This is a genomic window from Silvibacterium dinghuense (assembly GCF_004123295.1).
Lineage (GTDB): Bacteria > Acidobacteriota > Terriglobia > Terriglobales > Acidobacteriaceae > Silvibacterium > Silvibacterium dinghuense.
Window position 1 is genome coordinate 170204 of the sequence record NZ_SDMK01000005.1, and the last position, 22563, is coordinate 192766.

The following is a 22563-nucleotide window of genomic DNA, read 5'->3' on the forward strand; positions in this document are numbered from 1 at the left end:
TAGCGGCTTCGCAGCCGGATCATCATGCAACGCGCGCCAAACTCCATGCCAATCCCGCCATTCGCTTTTCGACACGTCACCGGCTCGCTCCGCTCCGTCTGCTAGGTTGGAAGTATGGTCCAAGTGCAGGATGCGCTCGGCTCGCGCACCGTTTTTCGCAGACCCACCTACGCCCGGTTCTGGCTTGCCCGCGTCTGTTCGACGATTTCCTACCAGATGGCAGGCGTCGCGGTCGGCTGGCAGATGTACTCCCTGACCCACAGCACCTTTGCTCTGGGCATGGTCGGCCTGGTGCAGTTTCTTCCCATGCTGCTGCTGATGCTGGTCGTCGGCCACGTCGCCGACCGATTCCCCCGGCGCACGATCATCGCCATCTGCCAGGTCGTCGAGTCCGTCACCATCGCCTTGCTGGCAGTGGCCACGCTGCTGCACCATGTCCATCCCGTCGGCATCTTCTGCGCCGTGGCCGCGCTGGGCGCGGCGCGCGCCTTCGAGAGCCCGTCCACACAGGCTTTAGTCCCCACCCTTGTTGAGGACGAATTAGTGCCGCAGGCCATCGCCTGGTCGTCATCGGCCAACCAGACAGCCTCCATCGTGGGCCCGGCACTCGGCGGCCTGCTCTACGCGCTCGGCGCGCACATCCCCTACAGCGCCTGTGCCGTGCTCTATCTCACCGCCTCCACGCTTTCGATCTCCATCCGTCCGCGGCGCGCCGTTCCCGGCAAAGCTCCTGTGACGGCCAACTCCCTCTTCTCCGGCATTCACTTCATCCGCGAGCAGAAAAACATCCTCGGCGCCATTTCTCTCGACCTCTTCGTGGTTCTGCTCGGCGGCGCAACGGCGCTCCTGCCCGCCTACGCGCATGACATTCTGCACACCGGCCCCTGGGGACTCGGCCTACTGCGCCTGTCACCTGCCGTGGGAGCACTCACCACATCGGTCTTCCTCGCGCATCATCCCCTGCACCGCGGCGCAGGAAGAAAGATGTTCACCGCGGTCATCATTTTCGGAATAGCAACCATCGCCTTCGCGCTCTCGCATACCCTCTGGCTCTCGATGCCGCTGCTCATGATCCTGGGCAGCGCAGACGTAGTCAGCGTGGTCGTGCGCTCTTCCCTGGTTCAGTTGGAAACCCCGGACGTGATGCGTGGACGGGTAAGCGCAGTGAACTCGCTCTTCATCGGCACCTCGAACCAGCTCGGCGAATTCGAGTCCGGCGTAACCGCCTCCTGGTTCGGGCTGATTCCGGCAACCATCCTCGGCGGCATCGGCAGCGTCCTCATCGCGCTCGCCTGGATGCGCCTCTTCCCCGGCCTGCGCAAACTCGAACGCATCGGCAGCTAGAACGTGTCCCCCCCCCCTATATCCAGACAGAAAATGAGCGCCTTATCTTGCGCATTGTCATTCCGACCGGAGAGAGCCGTAAGGCGAACGGAGTGGAGGAACCTGCAGTTTTCTCCGGCCCAGGCAGAACTGCAGGTTTCTCCGCTGCGCAGGACGATAAAGCTGTCCTGCTCCGGTCGAAATGACAACACTTTCTCGTGGCTATATAGGGATACGTACTGGAGCCTCACACACCTACGCCGGAAATAGAGATAGCGTCATCCCCTGCGGTGACTGCGCTCATATAGGACTGATTAAGTCGGATATACTGATTTATGAGCGTGAACGCTCCTCAAAGTGGTCTTCCACCGAAGCGCGATTGAGGAACCGGGGCTCCCATCGGGAAACCCCCACACGCCATTGCACCAGAAGGAACCGGCGGAAATCAGCCCTTCCATCCCTCAGAGTCTGGACGACGAACATGCTTACCACGATGGAAGAGCGCACCTCTCAACCGGCCCACCATGCCCATACCGGATGGCTCTACGCGCCGCAGCGTACCTGGCTGCGCCGGGCGCTCTTTCAGATCCACCTCTGGGTCGGCATCGTGCTCACGCTTTACGCCATCGCCATCGGGCTCAGCGGCAGCGCCATCGTCTTCCAGGATGAGATCAACCGCAGCCTGCATCCGCAGATCAGCCACATCGCTCCGGCTCCGCAGCGCATGCCCCTGGCCGCCATCATCCGCCAGGTAGAGACCACGCACCCAGGCTGGACGGCCAGTTCCCTGCTCGACATAGGCAAGAGCACGCAGGCGACCTCCATCCTGCTTCACCCCATCGCGCAGGCGTCGAACGGCGACTATCGCCTCGTCTCCGTCAACCCCTACACGGGCGCGGTGCTGGGCGACGCGATGCGCTACAGCGGCGTGCTGGGTTGGCTCTCGAATCTTCATTACACCCTGCTCGCCGGGCCCGTCGGCCTCAAGATCAACGGCTGGATGGCCATCGGCCTGTTCCTCCTCTGCCTCACCGGGCTGGTGCTGTGGTGGCCGGGTGTCCGCCGCTGGACCGCGGCCCTGGTATTGCGCCGCAGAAAAAGCTGGCGGCGCGTGAACTGGGATCTGCACACCGTCATCGGCTTCTGGGCATGCGCCGCACTGCTGCTGGTCACCTTCACCGGCATCTATTTTGTCTTTCCGGAACCGGTTTCGACGCTCGTGATCCGCGCAACCGGCGGATCACCGGCCGAAACGAAAGAAAGCCTTCCCGCCAGCCGCGCCGCTGTTCCAGCCAACACTCCGGTGATGGACATCGACGCAGCGATCCGCTATGTCGACACGCTGCTGCCGAAGAACGCGCCGCTGGGATACATGACCATCCCCACCGGCAAGAACCCGGTCTACAACGCGACCGGCTATTACACCGGCGCCGCGCCTTACTCCAAAATGGTCAGCATCTCCTTTGACGGACGCACCGGCGCCATCCTGGAGAAGAGCGATACGCACGACCAGGTTCTCGGACGCCGCATCATCCAGTACTTTTTCACCCTGCACTTCGGCTCCTTCGGAGGAGACGGCGCACTCGGCATCGCGGTGAAAATACTCTGGGTGCTGCTCGGCCTGGTCCCCGCCCTGCTCGCCGTCACCGGCGTGCTGATGTACTGGAACCGCAAACTGCGCCCCCGCCTGCGCCGCAGCTAACACGCAAAGACGGCCCACTTGAGCCCGCTACAAGACTTTCCTTCTGCTACAAGACAGCTTCGGAGATTTCGCCACTAAGAGGAAGGGCGTTTGTCGGGACTGATCTTGAAAATAACGCCGATGTGTTTACTCCTATATAACTTCCGGATCGGCCATCCACCGCTCGCACGCCGAATCATCCGGAGAACTCTACGCAGCACAGGGCTTTGATAGACTCTGGTCAAGACGCGAACCAACGACAATCGAACATACATGAAATCATCGCTTTTGAAGTAACCGCTGCGAACGCCCTGGGGCTCGCCAGCTTTTCTGAGGAGCCGTTGGATGAGTTCAGCGAGGAAGAGATCTCCTGTTTCAGCGAAGCCTGAGGCTTCCGCCAATATCAAGCGGGAAGAGACCCCTTTCGAGGCGCTGGCCAGCATCTGCTCAGTTCTCGTAGTGGGTCTGTTCATTCTGACCTTCTTAGCTAAGAACTACGTCATCCCGTCAGGTTCGATGAAGAACACGTTGCTGGTAGGCGATCACCTGGTCGTCGACCAGGTCACGCTATCGCCGCCCGCTTCGTGGATGCCGCTCATACGGTATCGCGAGCCGAGGCGCGGCGACATTTTGGTGTTCCACAAGCCTGTGTATCAGCCCGGTATTGATGTCCCTGACGCAGATGGAACACCGCAGTACACTCCCCTGGTGAAGAGATTGATTGGCGTACCGGGAGATCATATTCATCTTCACAACGGCATCGTGAGCGTGAATGGCGTCGCGCAGCCTGTTGGATTTGCGCAGCCGACGACGACGGATAACTTCAACGAATTCCTCGATGAGTTTCCCGCAGTACCCCCGTCGGAGGCGACTGGGGTCTCAGAATCGTGGGCTGGAAACTTCTCGAATTATGTGCACGACGGCGACCTGGTGGTTCCACCCGGCATCTACTTCATGATGGGCGACAACCGGCACAACAGCCTGGACTCGCGCTACTGGGGCTTTGTGCCGCGCGCCAACATCATTGGCCGTCCGCTGTTCAACTATTGGTCGTTCCAGGCCACGGATGGACAACTGGAACAAACAGGAATCGGTCACAAGCTGGCGTGGATCGGCCACATTCTGGTGCATTTCTTCCCGGACACGCGCTGGAGACGGACTTTCCACGTGGTTCGTTGAACCGAAATTGTAAGATCCCGATTTGATGCGGTGAGCGCCGCGACCAGCGGGAGCGCGAGCCGAAGGCGATTCGCCCTGCGCGGAGCTGTCGCCAGCGCGGAGCAGCAGCCCAACGCGACAAGGTGACCTCACCAGAGCGAAAATAGAGGAGAAGTGCCCGACAACTTCTCCCAAGCCATCGCTCAGTCCTGGACCCTCCCCTTCGCGCCGACCCTGGCCGTGATCGTTGCCGCTGTTCTGTACCTGCGCGGCTGGCGGCTGGCGCGGGCCACGCGCCCGCTCGAGCTGCCTCCATGGCGCGCCGTCAGCTTCCTCTCCGGACTCGCTCTCTTCTGGCTGGCGCTGGCCTCGCCGCTCGATGCGCTCGGCGGGTTCCTGCTGACCGCGCACATGACGCAGCACCTGATATTGATGTCCTTCGCGCCGCCGCTCATCGTTCTCGGCGCGCCGACGGTGCCCCTGCTGCGCGGCCTGCCCCGCGCCTGGGTACGCGACGATCTTGCGCCATGGATGAACACACGCGCCTTCCATGGATTGCAGGAATTCTTCACGCACCCGGCCTTCGCCTGGATTGCCATGAACGCGGCTTTTCTCGGCTGGCACACTCCCGCGGCCTACGAGCTGGCCTTGCGCTCGCCCGGCTGGCATGAGATTGAGCACGCCTGCTTCTTCTCCACCTCGATCCTCTTCTGGTGGTTCGTCCTCGAGCCATGGCCCAGTCGCAACCCCGTCTCACGCTGGGCCGTAGTCCCCTACCTGATGGGCGCCGACCTGCTGAACACTGGGCTGTCCGCGTTTCTGGCCTTCGGCGACCGCATCGTTTACCCCACCTACGCCGCTGTGCCCCGGCTCTTCGGCACCACGGCCATGAACGACCAGATCGCCGCCGGCGCCGAGATGTGGGTGCTCGGCTCCATCGTCTTCTGGATTCCGCTGGGCCTCACCGTCGTGCAGCTGCTCTCGCCCAAGCGCAAGCGCCTCATGCGCATGCAGCAACAGACAGCCGCCGGCCGCCGGCCTTTGCCGAAGCCGATTGACCTGCTGCGCCTGCCGGTCCTCGGCCATCTGCTGCGCTGGCGCTACGGACGCACCTCGCTCCAGGTCGTCAGCGCGGCGATCATGGGTATCACCATCTGGGCAGGTTTCCGCGGCTCGGCCATGAGCTCGATGAACCTCGCAGGCGCAGGCGTCTGGAACATCATCCGTCCGGTCGGCCTCGTCCTCATTCTGCTCACGGCGAATTTCTTCTGCATGGCCTGCCCCTTCACCCTGCCGCGCGAGCTGGCGCGCAAACTCGGCATCGCAAAGCTGCGCTGGCCGCAGTGGCTGCGCCGCAAGTGGATCGCCGCCGGCCTGCTCATCCTCTTCTTCTGGGCCTACGAGCAGTTCGTGCTGTGGGACTCGCCCCGTGCCACCGCCATCCTGCTGCTCGCGTATATCGGCACGGCGCTGCTGGTCGACTCCCTCTTCACCGGCGGCAACTTCTGCAAGTACGTCTGCCCCGTCGGACAGTTCAATTTCGCCGCCTCCATGCTCGCGCCGGCCGAGCTGGGCATGCGCTCGAAGGCGGTCTGCGACAGCTGCGCCACCAGCGACTGCATCAATGGACGTTCAGGAGGAAATCAGAAGCAGCGCGGCTGCGAGCTCGAGCTCTACATGCCGACCAAGATCGGCAACATGGACTGCACGCTGTGCATGGACTGCGTAAAGGCCTGCCCGCACGACAATATCGGCCTCACCCTCCTGAGCCCGGCCCGCGAGCTGGGCCGCGATCCGCAACGCTCCTCGCTTGGGCGCCTAAGCTCCCGCACAGATGTCGCGGCCGTATCGTTAGTCCTCACGCTGGCCGCGCCTATCAACGCCGCGTACATGATCGGTCCCATCTCCAGCCGCCTCGGCACGCTCGAAGCCGCGCATCCCTTCGCCGGAAGCAACCTCGGCTCGCTGCTCTTCACCTTCGCGCTCTCCGCCGTAGCCCTTGGGCTCTCATGGCTCGCGGCAAAGCTGCTGCAAGCCTTCACCCGTGAGCGGCTGCGCACCGTCTTCTGCCGCTTCGCGCTGGCGGTGATGCCGCTCGGACTCGCCATGTGGGTCGGGCACCTCGGCTTCCACCTCGCGATGGAGATGCCCTCGATCCCGATGGTGGCGCAGGCCACCTACGCCGATCTCGCCCCCGGCGCGCACGGCTACAACATGGCCCTCATGGGCTCAATGGCAACGATGGGCAGCGCCTCGAAGCCCGCAAACATTCTGCTGATGGGCGGCGCGCACGGCATGAGCCTGCTCAGCCTCCAGGTGCTGGTTCTCGACCTCGGCCTGCTGCTCGCGCTCTACGCCGGATGGCGCACGGCAAAGGATATCGAGCGTTCTCCCGCCAGCGGACGCTGGCTCATCGGCCTCTACGCCGTGCTGGCCGTCGCCTTCTACGCCGCCTGTGTCTGGATCTTCACCCAACCGATGGAAATGCGCGGGATGGGCATGTGATGAAGCGAATCCTTTTCGCCGCTGCGCTTCTGCTCACGGTGCCATTGGCCTTTGCCGACGGCGGACGCCTACGCTCGCGCACCGTTGCCGGCCCCTTCGTCGTCACACTCTTCACCACGCCCGATCCGCTGCGTGCCGGCATGGCCGATTTCTCGGTCGCCGTCGAGCGCCCGGGAGAGCAAGGCATTGTGCAGGATGCCGAAATCGATCTGAAGCTGACCACTCCCGGCCAGCCCGACCTCAACCTCAAGCTCACCCACGGCGCGGCAACCAGCCGCTTCCTCGAAGCCGCGAATTTCGAGTTGCCCCACGCCGGACACTGGCATTACACGCTGACCATTCGCGAAGGTCAGGATACCGGCATATCCGAAGGCGAAGTGAACGTGCTGCCCCGCCAGATTCTCTCCGAAGAGATCACCTGGGAGATTGCCGCCGTGCCGCTGGCGCTTGCACTCTTTGCCCTGCACCGCCGGCGCAAGCGCGCGTGGCGCGAGACAATCCGCCGTTCCACAACCCGGTCAGCCTGAAGACAAACCAGCCCGCGGGGCACATACCCCGCGGGCTGGTTTCCGTACAAAAAAGAGATCGTTGCTTTACCAGCGAATCTTGGCCGGGAAGAACTCCGCGATCAGATCCTCGTAGTAAGGAAGCAGCGCCTTCACATCCGGCTTGGTGTGCCCCTTCGAATAGAGATCGTAGGGGTTGAACTTTTTCACCCACTCGAACATCTCCACGTCATGCGGCGTCATCAGGTGTCCGTATGCGCCCTGCCGGTGCGCTGCGTAGAACGAGTGATAGCGGAGCATGTAAAGTGCCGGCTCCGGCATATAGTCGCGAACCACGTGCGCGATGTAGCCGTCATGCCCGAACGACATATGCACCTTGTCGAGACCGCAGTTCGGCTCATAGATGCCGTACTGTGTCTGCAGCTCCGGCACGTTGAAATCGGGGTTGGCACGGAAATACTCAGGGAAGACGACCTTGTCCGAGTACGCGCAGCCCACCGGGAAGGTATCGCCCACGACTGCCCACTGCGGCTCGCCATAGAGGCACAGGCACTTGCCGAGGTCATGCAGAAAACCCGCCAGGATCATCCAGCGCGGATGCCCGTCGCGGCGGATCGCCTCCGAGGTCTGCATCAGGTGTTCGATCTGGTTCAGGTCCGTATCCGGATCACTCTCATCGACCAGCGTATTCAGGAACTCGGCCGCCTCCCAGATGCTGCGCTCGCCCTTGTTCAGCGCGTAATACTCCTTCTCCTTCTCGAGGACGAAGGCCAGCGTCTGCTTCTGGTGGTTTTCGCGATAGAAGGCCGCAACGCGCGGGTCGGACTTCTCGTCGTAGATGCGGTACTCGGACTCGTCCTTGCCTTCCTTGTAACGGCCGGCGACGAACTCTTCCCACTGGTCTTCAATGGGCAGCAGCGCGGATTCATGCGTGGTGACGGCGGAGCTCATGGCAACACCTCAGAAAGTCTCCGGGCGGTAGCAGCCCGAAACGTTAGCGCTAACGTTAGCACGCAAAACGTACGCCTGGCAATGCAGATAAATAGATTTTTCAGGCATTTTTCACGATTTCAACAGAAACCGCTCCACCTCGTCGCGCAGGGCCAGCGATGGCTGCGCTCCCACTCGCGTCACCGAGATCGCGGCCGCCGCCCCTGCGAACCGCGCAGCCTCGACCGGCGGCATTCCCTGCACCAGTCCCGCGGCAAAGGCTCCATTGAACGCATCGCCAGCCGCCGTCGTATCTACGGCTTTGACGGAGAATGCCTCCACCTCACGCGGCTCCTCGCCCTGCCGCGCCAGCCACGCACCACGCTCGCCCAGCTTGAGCACCACACCCTGCGGCCCCAGCGCCAACAGCCGCCGCACCGCCTGGGCCGGGTCTGTAATCGAGTTACCTCCGGCGATCGCACCGCTCCCGCTCAGGTAGAACGCGGCCTCCGTCTCGTTCGGCGTAAACCACGCCACCCGCCGCAACAGCGCCTCAGGCAGCGCCTGTGCCGGAGCAGGATCGAGCACCAGTGGCACACCCATCTCCGCGCACATCTCGGCCAGGCACGCGACCGTCTCCAGAGGAATCTCCAGCTGCGCCAGCACCACCTCCGCCGCGGCAATTACATCGCGATGTGCCTCGAGCGCCTCCGGCGTCAGCGTGCCATTCGCGCCTGGAATCACGACGATCGTGTTCTCGCCCTGCGCAGAGACTGTGATGACGGCCGTGCCCGTCGGTCCGGCCACGCGCAGCACGCCGCTCGTGTCGATGCGATCCACGCCCAGCTGCTCATAGAGCCGGCTGCCGAAATCGTCCTCGCCCAGGCGGCCGATCATGCGCACGCTCACGCCCAGCCGCGCCGCGGCCACCGCCTGGTTCGCACCCTTGCCGCCTGCATACGTGGCGAAACCCGTACCCCGCACCGTCTCGCCCGCCGCCGGAATGCGTTCGGCATGCGCGACCAGGTCTATATTCAAACTGCCTATGACAACCACGCTTCCGCTCTTCATGCTGAACACCTTCAGCATAGCGCCTGCACTCAGGACTGCCGGACGCAAAGGATTTATCGTGAATCTGAAAGACTGATTGCCTATGCCACTGCTCATCAAAAACGGAGAGATTGTCACCGCCGAGTCGCGCTACCGCGCCGACCTCTACGCGGAAGGCGAGACCATCACCCGCATCGCCACGCACATTGACGATGTGCCGCCCGGCACCGAGATCATCGATGCGACCGGCAAGCTCGTCTTCCCCGGCTTCATCGACCCGCACGTGCACATCTATTTACCGTTCATGGCGACCTTCGCCAAGGACACGCACGAGACGGCCAGCATCGCCGCGCTCGTCGGCGGCACCACGACATACATCGAGATGTGCTGCCCCTCGCGCACCGAGGACACGCTCGCAGGCTACGAACTATGGAAGAGCCGCGCCGCCGGGAACAGCGCCTGCGACTATGCCTTCCACATGGCCGTAACCCGCTGGGACGAGCAAACCGAGAAGCAGCTACGCGAGATCGTCGCCGACGGCACCGCATCCTTCAAGATTTTTCTGTCCTACAAAAACTTCTTCGGCGTCGACGACGCGGAGATGTTTCACACGCTCAAGCTCGCAGCCGAACTCGGCGTGATCACCACCGCGCATTGCGAAAACGCAGAGCTGGTCGCGCAGCTGCAACAGGAACTGCTGGCCGCCGGCAAAACCGGCCCCGAATGGCACGAGCCCAGCCGCCCCACAGGCGTCGAGGCCGAAGGCACGGGCCGCTTCGCGACCTTCCTGAAGCACACCGGTGCGACAGGCTATGTCGTACATCTCTCCTGCGCCGCTGCGCTCGATGCCGCGCTCGCCGCCAGGCGCCAGGGTGTGCCGCTGCACATCGAATCGGTTGCACCACACTTCCTGCTCGATAAGACCTACGCCGAACGCGAAGGCGTAGAGGGCATGAAGCACGTCATGAGCCCACCGCTGCGCGAAAAGCCCAACCAGGATGCCCTCTGGACCGCACTGGGCGCGGGCTTCATCGACACCGTCGGCACCGATCACTGCCCTTTCGATCTCGAGCAGAAGCGGCTCGGCGAGGGCAACTTCACCCATATCCCCAACGGCATCCCGGGCATCGAAGAACGCGTAAACCTGATGTACACCTACGGCGTAAAGCGCGGCCGCATGGATCTGCACCGCTTCGTCGATGCGCTCAGCACGCGTCCCGCGCAGCTCTTCGGCCTTGCACCGCGCAAGGGCACCATCGCCGTGGGCAGCGACGCGGATATCGTCGTCTACGACCCCGACTATCGCGGCACACTCTCCGCTAAGACCCAGCACACCAACAACGATTACAACGGTTTCGAAGGCTTCGCCATCGAAGGCCGGCCATCGGTGGTGACCGTGCGCGGCAAGGTACAGGTGCGCGACGGCCAGTTTACCGGCGAACGAGGACGCGGGCAACTCCTCCGCCGCAAGCCGCAATACTTCACACAGCAAGCAAAGGATGCGCATGCCGGTTAACGCCAAGCAGGTTGTCGCCAAGCAGGTCATTGACGACTTGAAGGAGTTGCGCGCGCTCACCGCTGACGCCAACGGCGCGCAGCGCGTGGCCTGGACTGCAACCTGGCAGAAAGCCCGCGACTGGTTCGAAAAAAAACTCGACGGCCTGCCTGTCGAACATCATCTCGATGCTGCCGGCAATCGCTGGGTTACGCTGCGCGGTGAGTCCCCCAAGGCGCTCATCCTCGGCAGCCATCTCGACTCGGTGCCCAATGGTGGCTGGCTCGACGGCGCGCTCGGCGTCACGGCCGCGCTCGGCGTGCTGCGCCGCATCGCCGAGCAATACAACGGCATACCACCGGTCACCATCCGCCTCGTCGACTGGGCCGATGAAGAAGGCGCGCGCTTTGGCCGCAGCCTCTTCGGCTCGTCAGCCTTCGCAGGCACCATCCACATCGAAGACGAACGCAGGCGCACTGACCGTGACGGCATCTCGCTCGAAACCGCCCTGCGCGAATGCGGTATCGACATAGAAAAGATCGGCGACGCCCAGCGTGAGCAGGAAAACGCCGCAGCCTATCTCGAGCTGCACATTGAACAAGGCCCGGTCCTCGAACGTCTCGGACTTCCTTTGGGCGTTGTCCTCGGCACCAAGGGCGTGGAGCGCCACGCCATCACCTTCTTCGGCCAGGAAGCGCATTCCGGCTCGACCCCTATGCGCGATCGTCGTGACGCGCTCGCCGCCGCGGCGAAGCTCGCGCTCGAAATCCGCAGCATTGCAAACAAACACAAGGACTCCGTCTGCACCATGGGCAGCGTGAAGACCGTCCCCGGCATCGTCACCGCCGTCGTAGGCCGCTGCGAGACCACCCTCGATCAGCGCGACCTCGACGCCGATGTGCTCGCCACCATGTATCGCGAAGCGCAGGAGGCCAGCCGACGCTTCGCCGCTGAGGAACACTGCACCGTCGAGTGGTCACGCATCTGGAACATCGAGCCTGTGCCCTTCCACCCTGAGCTGATCGAGCTTTGCGAGGAGGCTGTGCGCGAGACTTCCCGCGTCGCGCATCCGCTGCCTTCGGGCCCGCTGCACGATGCGGCCGAGGTCGCCCGTGCCGGCATTCCCACCGTGATGCTCTTCACCCAATCGCTACAGGGCATCAGCCATAACAAGATCGAAGACACGAAAGAAGAGCACCTGCTGCTCGCCATCGAAGCCCTCGATCGCCTCGCCACAAAAACCATGGCGTGGATCGCGACGCAGGCCTGAGCATTTGTAACCATTGCAGATACAAAGTTGCCAGTTTTCAGTTGCCAGTCCTCAGTTCCCGGGGACTGGGGACTCATAACTGAAAACTCACCGCGTGGCCCACTCGAGCCGGTGTTGCTCGGGTGGGGGACACAGCAGCCTTGAACCCGCCACAAGCCTACAACCGGCAGATCAGCAGCTCGCGCTCGTAGATCATCTCCGGCGGCAGGTGATCGTGCAGCTCGATGAACAGCTTCTCGTGCTGGATGACCTCGTCCTTCCATGCATCGCGGTCTACCTGCTCCAGCTCCTCGAACTGCTCGTGGCTGAATTCGAGGCCACGCCAATCGAGGTCTTCATAGCGCGGTACCCAGCCGATCGGCGTCTCGCGGCCCAGCGCGCGGCCATGCACACGCTCCACGATCCAGCGCAGCACGCGCATGTTGTCGCGGAAACCCGGCCACAGGAACTGGCCTTGTTCATTTTTCCTGAACCAGTTCACGTGGAAGATGCGCGGCGTAATCGTCAACCCGCGCTGCATCTTGATCCAGTGCCGGTAATAGTCGCCCATGTGATAGCCGCAGAAGGGCAGCATGGCCATCGGATCGCGCCGGATCGCACCGACCGCGCCTGTCGCGGCGGCCGTGGTCTCCGAGCTCATCGTCGCGCCCACATACACGCCCGAGCTCCAGTTAAACGCCTGGTAGACGAGCGGAATCGTCTGCGCGCGGCGTCCACCGAAGATGATGGCGCTGATCGGCACACCCGCCGGATCTTCCCATGCGGGATCGATCGTAGGACACTGCGAAGCCGGAGCCGTGAAGCGTGCATTCGGATGCGCTGCCTTCGCGCCTGTCTCCTTCGCAATCTGCGGGGTCCAGCGATGGCCGCGCCAGTCCGTCAACTCCGCAGGTGGCTCATCCGTCATGCCCTCCCACCACACGCCGCCCTCTGGGGTAAGCGCCACGTTGGTGAAGATGGTATTGCGCGAGAGCGTCGCCATCGCGTTCGGATTCGTCTTCACCGACGTACCCGGCGCCACTCCGAAGAAGCCCGCCTCGGGATTGATCGCCCGCAACTGGCCGTTTTCATCGGGACGAATCCACGCGATATCATCGCCCACCGTCGAGACCTTCCACCCCTTGAACTCATCGGGCGGAATCATCATGGCGAAATTCGTCTTGCCGCATGCGCTGGGGAAGGCTGCGGCCACATACGTCTTGCGGCCCTCTGGATCTTCCACGCCCTGGATGAGCATGTGTTCGGCCATCCAGCCTTCGTCGCGCGCAATCGTCGAAGCGATGCGCAGCGCGAAGCACTTCTTGCCCAGCAGCGCGTTGCCGCCGTAGCCCGAACCGAACGACCAGATCTCGCGCGTCTCCGGAAAATGAACAATGTACTTTTCGGAATTGCAGGGCCACGGCACATCGGCCTGCCCGGGGCGTAAGGGAGCGCCCACCGAATGCATACAGGGCACCACGCGTTCCGTATCGCGATCGATAATCTCGAAGACCGGCTTGCCGATCCGCGCCATGATGCGCATATTCACGACCACGTAAGGTGAGTCCGTAAGCTGCACGCCGATGCGCGACATGGGCGAGCCGATCGGCCCCATGCTGAAGGGCAGCACATACATGGTGCGGCCTTCCATGCAGCCGTCGAACAGGCCCTTGAGGCGGCGGCGCATCTCGAAGGGGTCCTGCCAGTTGTTATTCGGCCCCGCCATATCCTTCGAGAGCGAGCAGATAAAAGTACGATCCTCCACGCGCGCCACGTCGTCCGGCGAAGAACGCGCGTAGTAGCAGCCCGGCCACAGCTCTTCGTTCAGTTTTGTGAAGGTCCCTGCATCCACAAGCTTCTGCAGGAGGTAGGCATTCTCCTCTTCCGAGCCGCTCACCCAGTGAATGGATGCGGGGCGCGTGAGCTTCGCCATCTTATCCACCCACCGCAGCAGACCCTTGTTGCGGCTTAGAGGCTGGGCATAATCGTTGCGTTGTGGCTCGAGAAGGGTTGAGCCACCGGAAGCGGATTTCGCACTGGGACGCGAACCCTTAGTGGAAGAGGCCATACAATCGTTCTCCTCGGGGAGCAGAGCTCCCACCGGCGCCCGTTTTGAGCGCACCCGTAAGAATACTCAACTCCAGGCATCCTCGGCAAAACCGCAAATCGCGGCGGCCACGATAATGAACATCGCAAATATTGCATTCCGCACGACTGGATGCATCTTCCCGCGCCCTCCGGGATAATGGAAACTGGTTTGTTTTCAGACAGGAGACACACGCGCATGGTATTGGAGATCGCCCAGATCGAGGTAAAGCCGGGCACCGAACTCGAGTTCGAAGAAGCGGTGCGGATGGCCCGACCGCTTTTTGTGAACGCAGCCGGCTGCCTCGGTATCGAGCTCAATCGCACCATCGAGCGCCCGCAGGTCTACCGCCTCTTCATCCAGTGGAAGACCCTCGAGCACCACACCATCGACTTCCGCCAGTCGGATGCTTACACCGAATGGCGGAATCTGGTCAGCCGGTTCTTCGCCGCACCGCCGGTTGTCGAGCACCAGCAGGTTGTCGCCATCGACTGAGCGGCTTTATCGTCCTTCCGGCAGCACGCGCATCGTTACCTCGAGCGTGTGCTGCTCGCCGGGCGCAAGCGGCACGGCGCAGATGCGCAGGTTGCCGCCTTCCACGCACGTCATCTCCCGCCACTCCTCATCGCCGAGATCGGCCAGCTTGGCCGCACCTTCCACCCATGGATTCCACACTACGGTGGAACGCGAATGTGCCTTCTCGATTGCAATGCGCCGCTTCAGAACCGGATCGACGAGCGTGAGCCTGCCTTCCGTGTTTTGATACGCATTGTCGGTGCTGGCAGTGAAATGCACATCTCCCTGCTGCACCTTTTCGCGGTTGCCGTCGGTATTGTCGAAGTATGTGACGCCGTCGAGACCTTCCACGCGAATCTTCTCCGCATCGCCCACGCGATAGTAGGTGTGCAGCGCCTCTTCGAGAAGGAAGCTCGACTCACCCGTATTCACCGCGATCAACTCGAGCCGCAGTTCCTTGCCCACCGTGATGCGATGCACCACACGCATCTCATGCGGCCACCACTTCCGGCTCGCATCGTCGCTCGACGTCGTCAGCGTAACGACGATGTCCTCGCCCGTCTGCGCCACGGAGAAGAGCTCCCACTCTTTCGTGCGCACAAAGCCATGCGAAGGCGCCTTCAGATCATCGACCTTCTCGCGAAACCAGGGGAAACACACCGGAATGCCACCGCGGATCGCCTTGCCATCCACCCACGCCGACTTCTCGCTGACAAAGATCACCTCGTCTTCACCAGCCGGCTTCCACGCCGTCACCTGCGCGCCGTGCAGGTAGATCTCCGCCTCCGCCGCGGGCGAGGTGATGCGCACGCGCGCAAGGCCGCCGTTGCCGGGCGACACCTCCACCACGCCGGGAATGGCGAATACCTCATGCAGTGCTTCGATCTCCTGCTCGCTGGACATGCTCTGGCTCCTTCTCTTTTCTAACGTCGGAACAACGCTCCCATCAGGATAAATCGACGCTTTTCGCCAGCCGCACACCCGCTTCGTGAAACTTCGTCTCTATGGCTGCCACCGAACCATGAAGGTCGATAGCGCGGCAGGCATCGCGCAGCACCACGGCATCGAAGCCGAGCTTTCGTGCATCGAGCGCCGAGTACCCCACGCAGTAGTCATAGGCCAGACCGGCAAAAAACACCCGCCGCAACCCGCGCTCGCGCAGATAGCCCGCAAGCCCGGTCGGCGTCACGTGATCGTTCTCGAAAAATGCAGAATAAGAATCGATCCCGCGCCGGAATCCTTTGCGCACGATCAGTTCCGCCTGTGGCAACGCTAACCGGAGATGAAACTCCGCGCCGGGCGTGCCCTGCACGCAGTGATCGGGCCACAGTGTCTGCGGCCCGTAACTCACTTCGATCGATTCGAACGGCTCACGCCCCGCGTGTGAGCTGGCAAACGAGATATGCCCTGGCGTGTGCCAGTCCTGCGTGAGCACAATATGTTCGAAATGTGGCGCGGCGGCTTGAATGACGTCAATCACCGCATCCCCATCTGCAACCGCCAGCGCACCGCCCGGGCAGAAATCGTTCTGCACGTCGATCACAACCAGTACGTCCTGTGCTTCGACCTTCATCTCTTACGCGCCAAAGGGCTGTTCAAGCGAAAGACTTGGCCCGGTAAAGAGCTTCGCACCGTCCTCGGTGATGTACATATCGTCCTCGAGGCGCACACCGAACTCCCCACGCAGATAGATGCCCGGCTCATCGGAGAAGGTCATGTGCGCAGCCAGCGGCAGCTTGTCGCCCTTCACCAGGTAAGGCCATTCGTGGCCATCCATACCGATACCATGCCCCACGCGATGCGTGAAGTGCGCATATCCCGGCCCATAGCCCGCATCGGTGATCACCTGGCGAGCTGCCGCATCCACAGCCTCGCACGGCACGCCCGGCTTCGCAGTAGCCAGCGCCGCCGCCTGTGCACGCTTCACAATCTCGAAGACCTGATGCATCTTGTCCGCCGGTTTGCCGTAGACAAATGTCCGGCTGATATCCGACTGGTATCCCTCGACCGTGCAGCCATCGTCGATCAGCACAATCGCACCCTCGCGAATCGTCTGCGGCTTGATGGAGCCATGCGGCAACGCCGAATACTCACCGGTCTCGCAGCTACCGTCGCCCGGGAAGCCCGAACGCTCATAACCGGCCGAGATCAGCCCTGAAAATGCATGCGTCGTCATACCCGGATGCCCGGCCTTCCATGCCGCCTCGTAGACCGCCAGCGTCACATGGTTCGCCAGCTGCATCAGCGCCAGCTCCGCGGGAGATTTGATGCTGCGGCAGCCCACCGTCACCGGCCGCGCATTCACCAGCTTCACCTGCGGCAATGCCGCGCCAATGCCATCGGCAAAAACATACGGCATCGTCTCCTCGATGCCCAGCGTGCCCGTCGCCAGCCCGGCGTCGCGCAGCCCCTGCGCCACCAGCTCATACGGGCTGTCGTCTTCCTGCCAGGTGTAGAGCTTCGTCTCCGCCATCGCCGGCACCAGCGTCAGCCGCTCCTGCAGACGCTCTTCCTCGAAGGCCGGACACACACCATACGGCTTGCCCTTGGCCGGAATCACGATCGCTGTCATCCGCTCGCTGTTGCCCCAGCGGATGCCCGTGAAATAACTCAGCGTAGTGCCGCCGGCCAGGCAGATCGCGCTCATCCCGTGCTGCGCCATCAGCTCGCGCGCCTTTGCGATGCGCGCCTCGCGCTCTTCGCTGGTGATGGGCTTCGCCTCATCGCGCCGGTTCGGAAGCGCGGCAATCGAAGGCGGCAGCTTGGCAGGAGCCGGCGCGGACTCTTCCTGCGCAAGCAGGCGTCCGGAAAAGGCAGCGGGAAGCACAGCAGCGGTACCGGCAAAGCCGGCTGCGCCTGCGAAACCGGCTGCGCCTGCAAAAAAGGATCGGCGGGTCGTCGTCATATTAAGCCGAATCATAACGGCAGCCATGCCCGATGGCCACGGATTTGATGGACCGGGACACACATCTGCACAAACTACGGTGGCGCTACGATGTTTTATAGCCTGCAATGGACGAAGGAGCCGCACCGCATGACGTTATCCCGCCCTCATACCGAGTCGCCGTACATGGAGTTCGCCAAACTTCGCTCCGGCGCCCGGTGGAATCTCGCCACCAGCGCCGTGAGGAACTATCCGCTGCGCGCGCTTGATTTCAGCTGGGACCAGATGGAGATCAACGGCCCCTCCGATTACGGCTATCGCCCGCTGCTCGAAGCCATTGCCCACAGGAAGGGCGTCACACCGGAGCATGTCGTCCACACGGCAGGTACGTCGATGGCGAACCATCTCGCCTTCGCCGCGCTGATCGCGCCCGGCGATGAGGTGCTCCTCGAAGAACCGGCCTATGAGCTGATGCTCAGCACGCTGCTCTTCCTCGGCGCCAAGGTTCACCGCTTCCAGCGCCGGCCGGAAGATGATTTTGCGCTCGACGCAGAAGAAATCCGCCGCAGCCTCACACCGAAAACGCGGCTCATCGTCCTCACCAACATGCACAACCCTTCGAGTGCGCTCGCCAGCAACGACACACTGCGCGAGATCGGAGAGATGGCCAGCGAGATCGGCGCACGCGTGCTTGTGGACGAGGTCTACCTCGAAGCCCTGCACCGACCGCCACAGCCGAGCGCCATCCATCTCGGCCCGCAGTTCGTCGTTACCAGCAGCCTGACGAAGGCCTACGGACTGGGCGGCCTGCGCTGTGGCTGGATTCTCGCCGAACCAGAGCTTGCCGGCCAGATCTGGAAGATGAACGACCTCTTCGCCTCCAACCCCGTACACATCGGCGAACTTCTCAGCGTCATCGCCATCGCAGAGATCGACAAGATGGCTGCGCGCGCCGATACCATCCTTGACGCCAACCGCGCCGCTCTCACCGAAATCCTCGGCGGCCATCCGGCTCTCGAGCTGACCATCCCGCCCGTCGGCACCACGGCCTTTCCACGGCTGCGCAGCGGCGATCTGCAGGCCTTCCACGATTTCCTGCGCGCAAGCTACGAAACCAGCATCGTGCCCGGCCATTTCTTCGAATGCCCGCAGCACTTCCGCATCGGCCTCGGCGGCGATATCGCCATGACCCGCGAAGCGCTGATCCGGCTGGCCGAAGCACTCAGCATCTGGAAAGGATGAGCGATGGCCGCCGGCCCATTCCGTCTGCATTTGTAACAATCATCACGCAATATGCAGGCGGCGAGCCGGACGGGCTCACCCTCGAACGCCTTTCCATTGCGCAATCAGGTGACGCGCCGCACCCGCGTCACCTGCGTCGCACCCAGGGGAACGAACCCCAGCCGCTCATAAAGCCGGATCGCGTGGGTGTTGAAGTCCGAGACATGCAGGAAGCTGTGCAAGCCATCCTGCTGGTGCTGGCGCAGGACATGCCGTATCAACGCTGACGCATAGCCTCGCCCGGTGTACGCCGGATGTGTGCAGACCGCGCTGATCTCGCGCAGCCCGGGCAATGCCAGCCGCTCGCCCGCCATCGCCACCAGTTCACGGCCCTCGCGCATGCCCCAGTAGCGCCCCATGCGATACGTCTCAGGGCGAAAGAATCCCGGGAACGCCACATCGGTGAGCGCGACCATCTCCGGGCCATGCCCCGCGTCCAGCCTCTCAATGCGAGGATCGGTTTCTAAGCTGTCTGCCGCTGTGGAAGCCGGAGCCATCTGCAGCGCCGTGATCTCGAACAGCACCGCAAGCTCATCCACAACAGGCAAGGGTCCGGCAGCTTTGCTCCAACCAACGAAGAGCTCTTCCTCCACAGCAAGCAGCGCAGCCAGATCGCGCATGGCCTCCTGCGTTGGCTCGCGCAGCGCGGCAAACGGCACCACTGCGGAGGGATATCTCCGCGCGGCGCGGTCACCCAGGGCAAGCGGCGCATGCACCGTGGTCAAAGCCTGCCAGACAACATCGCGTATCTCTTCCATGCCAATCAAGGCCGCAGCGCGGGACGAATCTTCTCCGCCGGAACTACTCCCTGCCCCTCCTGCACCGCATAAAACTTATCAGCGGTAAGGTTCGTCAGAGTCTCGATTCTACCGGATGGCCAGCGGATCTCGACGCTGTCGACCTTCGTGGCCGCGCCAAGGCCAAAGTGCAACCGCATATCGTTCTGCGAGAGATAGCTTCCACCGCTGTGCACCTCATCCGTCTGCGTCATCCCACCTGCTACCACCTTCACCCGCGCATTCAACGCCAGCCGGTTGCTCTTCGTTCCGGCAAGTTCGAAGCTCACCCAGTGCCGGCCGGGCACACCGTGATTGCGCAGGATCATCGGGCCGCCGTCGAGATCGCTGACCACCACGTCCATATTGCCGTCATTGAAGAGATCGCCCACCGCCAGGCCGCGCGAGGCGCGTTTCTCCTCTAGCGCCGGACCCGCCTGCGTGCTGGCATCGCAGAAGCTGCCATCGCCCTGGTTCATCTGCAGCAGCTTCGGCTCGCGATACCCCGCTCCACTCGGCAACGTATCTACCTGCGGATAGACATGGCCATCGGCAGTGATGAGATCGAGCCAGCCATCGTTGTCGAGATCGACAAAGGCCGTTCCCCACTTCACAAACGGCAGCGAAGGCAACGCCACGCCCGACGGATAGGAGACTTCGGTAAAGTTCCACGCACCATCATTGCGATACAGCAGGTCGTTCTCATCGGAAAAGTTCGTCACCGCAAGCGAAGGCCTGTCACTGTGCAGGTAATCGCCAACCGCAATACCCATCGACGCCTGCTCCGAGCCATCCTCGCTCACCGCCGTTCCCGACTGCAGGCCAATATCTCTGAACTTGCCATCCCCGAGATTCCTGTAGAGATACTTCGGCGTGGAATCGTTCGCCACGTAGATATCCGGGCGGCCCGTATTGTTAAAGTCCGCCCAGATCACGCTCATTCCGTAATACCCATCCGGATCGTTCACTCCCGCAGCCTTCGAGACATCGGTAAACGTCCCATCGCCGTTGTTGTGAAAGAGCGAGTCTCCTGCGCCGCGCAGACCACGCGGCCCGCACTGCACATCGATGCCGCGGTACTTGCAGTTCGCCGCGCTGCCGAATCCCGGCATGTCGCCAAGATGAAAATCGACATAATTTGTAACCATCAGATCGACAAATCCATCACCGTCATAGTCACCGAACGATGCTCCCGTGGACCAGCGTCCGTCGGCCACGCCGGCCTTCGCCGTCACATCGGTGAAGGTCCCATTGCCATTGTTGCGATAAAGAATATTGCCGCCGAAACAGGTCTGGTAGATATCCGGCCAGCCATCGTTGTTGTAATCGCCCACTGCGCCACCCATCGCAAAGCATGGCCTGGTGAGCCCGGCCTTCTCTGTCACATCGGTAAATGTGCCGTCGTGATTGTTCCGGTAGAGCCTGCCCAGGCTCTGCGCGCCGCCCAGCGTCTTCGGGTCCTGGATGGCCATGGCCACCGTCGGCGCATTGGTGAAGTAGATGTCCAGCCAGCCGTCGCGGTCGTAATCCAGCAGCAGCACACCGCCGCTCATCGACTCGACGATGTACTTCTTCATCGGATCGGAGGTATGGCTGAAGGTAATTCCCGTCTTCGCCGTAATATCTTCAAGCTGAGGAATCGTCCGGCCCATGCAGCGCGTGCTCTTCGCGCCCGGCGGCGGAGGCGTCGGCGCAGGATGCCCCTCCTGCGCAGGAGACGAGAGCGCAAGCAGAGCCACGCTCGCCCACGCTCCGGCCCTGAACATGCGATACGCCGAAAGAGAATTCTTCATGGTTTCTGCTTCTGCTGCAGGCCCTGCGCGATGCGTTGCCGCTCCTTTGCCTTGATCTCGCGATAGATCGCCAGCTCGCGGTCGGCATCCGCAATGCGCCCGTTCCGGCGATACGCCGACTGCAACTGATAATGCACGTAGTCCATCCCCGGCATCAGCTTCGCCGCGGCCTCCAGGTGCGGCAGCGCCTCCTTCATCTCTCCCTCGCTCATCAGCAGCTTGCCCAGCTCATACTGGGCATTGCCGTAATCGGGACGCACGGCAAGGACCGCCTCGAACCTCTGCTGGGCATCTTCGTTTGTCGATTCCTGCACATCGACGTATCCCAGCTCATACGTCGTATCCGTATCTCCCGGAGTCAACATCAGCTCGGCCTCGAACTCTTTCCGGGCCTCTGCCAGATGCTGCCAGTGGATATCCGCGAGCCCGGCATAATAGTGAGCGCGCTGCAGGGAAGGATTCACAGCCAGCGCCGCATGCAGTTCGTCCACAGCCTTTTCGTAGTTGCCAATCTCGATCCATAGCTGAGCGACCGACAACTTCATCGCATCGGGTAATGCAAGCTGCTGATAGTGCTCGAGCACCTCGCTGGCATGATCCGGGTCGCCGACACGCGCCAGCGAAACCGCCCAGGCATAGCCGACTTCGCCGTCCTCCATGCCCGCCATACCCAGCGGATAGAACGCAGTCGCGGCGTCTCCGTATTTCTCCATTGCAAAATACGACATGCCGAGCATGGCGCGCAGTGCAGGCTTCTCCGGATCGGCCTTCACCGCAAGCGCAAGGGCGCGCACCGCCTCGGGATAGTTCTTTACGCGGAAAGCGCTTTGCCCCAGGTTGCGATCAAGGTCGGGTACGTCCGCATCCCACTTCTCCGCATCCTGATAATGGCCAAGCGCTGCCGCATAATTCTGCTGTATCGCTTCCGCGGTAGCCAGATCGCTGAAGCTCTGGCCGAGAATACGGCGTAGTTCTTCTGCCTGCCTCTTCCCGGCATCGATCTCTCCGGATGCCGCTGTCCCCTGCTTTAACTTCGCCATCATGCGCAGAGCCACCTGCACCAGTTGCTGATTGGCATACGCAATGGAAACCGGATTCCCCGAGAGACGCGCGGCCTCCGCAGCCTGAAGACGGCGATGAAGCTCGTCCTCTGCGTGCTCGCGCGAAGCAGTGGTGGACTGCTGTGCCGTCGCAGCAGGAGTCGCGGCAACGGCAAAGCTCGCAGGCACCAGCAGGAACAAGAGAAAAACCCGCAGTCCGGCGGCAGAAGAAAAAGAGGAAAACATCGAAGAAAAGGACGAGAAAAGCATCGCAGGAAAAGGCGGCAGCG

General features: G+C 62.5%; 18 protein-coding genes. 9 read left to right on the forward strand and 9 right to left on the reverse strand.

Annotated elements, in window-relative coordinates:
• Positions 1 to 114 precede the first annotated feature (114 nt).
• From ESZ00_RS18530 to ESZ00_RS18550, 5 genes are all read left to right on the forward strand, one after another.
• A complete protein-coding gene (locus ESZ00_RS18530) occupies positions 115 to 1344 on the forward strand; it encodes an MFS transporter (RefSeq protein ID WP_129209891.1) in 1230 nt (409 codons plus the stop codon).
• Between the two features lie 460 nt (positions 1345 to 1804).
• On the forward strand, positions 1805 to 3025 hold the full coding sequence (locus ESZ00_RS18535) for a PepSY-associated TM helix domain-containing protein (RefSeq protein ID WP_129209892.1): 1221 nt from the start codon (positions 1805 to 1807) through the stop codon (positions 3023 to 3025).
• 324 nt (positions 3026 to 3349) lie between these two features.
• Positions 3350 to 4183 (forward strand): signal peptidase I, encoded by an 834-nt coding sequence (lepB, locus tag ESZ00_RS18540; RefSeq protein WP_129209893.1) that lies wholly within the window; start codon positions 3350 to 3352, stop codon positions 4181 to 4183.
• 153 nt (positions 4184 to 4336) lie between these two features.
• Positions 4337 to 6667 (forward strand): cytochrome c oxidase assembly protein, encoded by a 2331-nt coding sequence (locus ESZ00_RS18545; protein WP_129209894.1) that lies wholly within the window; start codon positions 4337 to 4339, stop codon positions 6665 to 6667.
• A complete protein-coding gene (locus ESZ00_RS18550; protein WP_129209895.1) occupies positions 6667 to 7194 on the forward strand; it encodes a hypothetical protein in 528 nt (175 codons plus the stop codon). The genes ESZ00_RS18545 and ESZ00_RS18550 overlap by 1 nt, the downstream gene beginning before the upstream one ends.
• 66 nt (positions 7195 to 7260) lie before the next feature.
• Here ESZ00_RS18550 and ESZ00_RS18555 read toward each other — a convergent pair whose 3' ends face one another.
• Together ESZ00_RS18555 and rbsK are read right to left on the reverse strand one after the other, a co-directional pair.
• The gene (locus ESZ00_RS18555; RefSeq protein ID WP_129209896.1) at positions 7261 to 8124 is read right to left on the reverse strand and encodes an inositol oxygenase family protein; all 864 of its coding nucleotides are present in this window, start codon (positions 8122 to 8124) and stop codon (positions 7261 to 7263) included.
• Between the two features lie 111 nt (positions 8125 to 8235).
• The gene (rbsK, locus tag ESZ00_RS18560) at positions 8236 to 9174 is read right to left on the reverse strand and encodes a ribokinase (RefSeq protein WP_129209897.1); all 939 of its coding nucleotides are present in this window, start codon (positions 9172 to 9174) and stop codon (positions 8236 to 8238) included.
• A gap of 82 nt (positions 9175 to 9256) precedes the next feature.
• Between rbsK and hydA the strand changes: the two genes are divergently transcribed.
• Together hydA and ESZ00_RS18570 are read left to right on the forward strand one after the other, a co-directional pair.
• Positions 9257 to 10669: a dihydropyrimidinase gene (hydA, locus tag ESZ00_RS18565; RefSeq protein ID WP_129209898.1), complete on the forward strand. Its 1413-nt coding sequence runs from the start codon at positions 9257 to 9259 to the stop codon at positions 10667 to 10669.
• On the forward strand, positions 10659 to 11918 hold the full coding sequence (locus ESZ00_RS18570; protein WP_129209899.1) for a Zn-dependent hydrolase: 1260 nt from the start codon (positions 10659 to 10661) through the stop codon (positions 11916 to 11918). Before hydA ends, ESZ00_RS18570 begins: the two co-directional genes overlap by 11 nt.
• 157 nt (positions 11919 to 12075) lie before the next feature.
• Here the strand turns inward: ESZ00_RS18570 and ESZ00_RS18575 are convergent, their stop codons facing one another.
• Positions 12076 to 13965 (reverse strand): phosphoenolpyruvate carboxykinase (GTP), encoded by a 1890-nt coding sequence (locus ESZ00_RS18575; RefSeq protein WP_129209900.1) that lies wholly within the window; start codon positions 13963 to 13965, stop codon positions 12076 to 12078.
• Between the two features lie 216 nt (positions 13966 to 14181).
• Between ESZ00_RS18575 and ESZ00_RS18580 the strand changes: the two genes are divergently transcribed.
• Entirely contained in the window at positions 14182 to 14478 is a 297-nt protein-coding gene (locus ESZ00_RS18580) for an antibiotic biosynthesis monooxygenase family protein (RefSeq protein ID WP_129209901.1), read from the forward strand.
• Positions 14479 to 14484: 6 nt separating this feature from the next.
• On the opposite strand, the gene ESZ00_RS18585 is transcribed toward ESZ00_RS18580, so the two are convergent.
• Genes ESZ00_RS18585 through ESZ00_RS18595 form a run of 3 tightly spaced genes read right to left on the reverse strand, consistent with a single transcriptional unit; the run spans position 14485 to position 17404 of the window.
• Positions 14485 to 15402 carry a D-hexose-6-phosphate mutarotase gene (locus tag ESZ00_RS18585; RefSeq protein ID WP_129209902.1) on the reverse strand — a complete coding sequence of 306 codons (918 nt, stop codon included), beginning with the start codon at positions 15400 to 15402 and terminating at the stop codon, positions 14485 to 14487.
• A 43-nt stretch (positions 15403 to 15445) separates the two neighbouring features.
• Positions 15446 to 16072: a bifunctional nicotinamidase/pyrazinamidase gene (gene pncA, locus ESZ00_RS18590; protein WP_129209903.1), complete on the reverse strand. Its 627-nt coding sequence runs from the start codon at positions 16070 to 16072 to the stop codon at positions 15446 to 15448.
• A gap of 3 nt (positions 16073 to 16075) precedes the next feature.
• A complete protein-coding gene (locus ESZ00_RS18595) occupies positions 16076 to 17404 on the reverse strand; it encodes a M24 family metallopeptidase (RefSeq protein ID WP_129209904.1) in 1329 nt (442 codons plus the stop codon).
• 129 nt (positions 17405 to 17533) lie between these two features.
• Here ESZ00_RS18595 and ESZ00_RS18600 point away from each other — a divergent pair, with 129 nt between their 5' ends.
• Positions 17534 to 18625 carry a pyridoxal phosphate-dependent aminotransferase gene (locus ESZ00_RS18600; RefSeq protein ID WP_129209905.1) on the forward strand — a complete coding sequence of 364 codons (1092 nt, stop codon included), beginning with the start codon at positions 17534 to 17536 and terminating at the stop codon, positions 18623 to 18625.
• Between the two features lie 104 nt (positions 18626 to 18729).
• Here ESZ00_RS18600 and ESZ00_RS18605 read toward each other — a convergent pair whose 3' ends face one another.
• Genes ESZ00_RS18605 through ESZ00_RS18615 form a run of 3 tightly spaced genes read right to left on the reverse strand, consistent with a single transcriptional unit; the run spans position 18730 to position 22474 of the window.
• Entirely contained in the window at positions 18730 to 19422 is a 693-nt protein-coding gene (locus ESZ00_RS18605) for a GNAT family N-acetyltransferase (RefSeq protein WP_129209906.1), read from the reverse strand.
• A gap of 5 nt (positions 19423 to 19427) precedes the next feature.
• Positions 19428 to 21233: a CRTAC1 family protein gene (locus tag ESZ00_RS18610; RefSeq protein ID WP_229741113.1), complete on the reverse strand. Its 1806-nt coding sequence runs from the start codon at positions 21231 to 21233 to the stop codon at positions 19428 to 19430.
• Positions 21230 to 22474: a tetratricopeptide repeat protein gene (locus ESZ00_RS18615; RefSeq protein WP_164981623.1), complete on the reverse strand. Its 1245-nt coding sequence runs from the start codon at positions 22472 to 22474 to the stop codon at positions 21230 to 21232. Before ESZ00_RS18615 ends, ESZ00_RS18610 begins: the two co-directional genes overlap by 4 nt.
• Positions 22475 to 22563 lie beyond the last annotated feature (89 nt).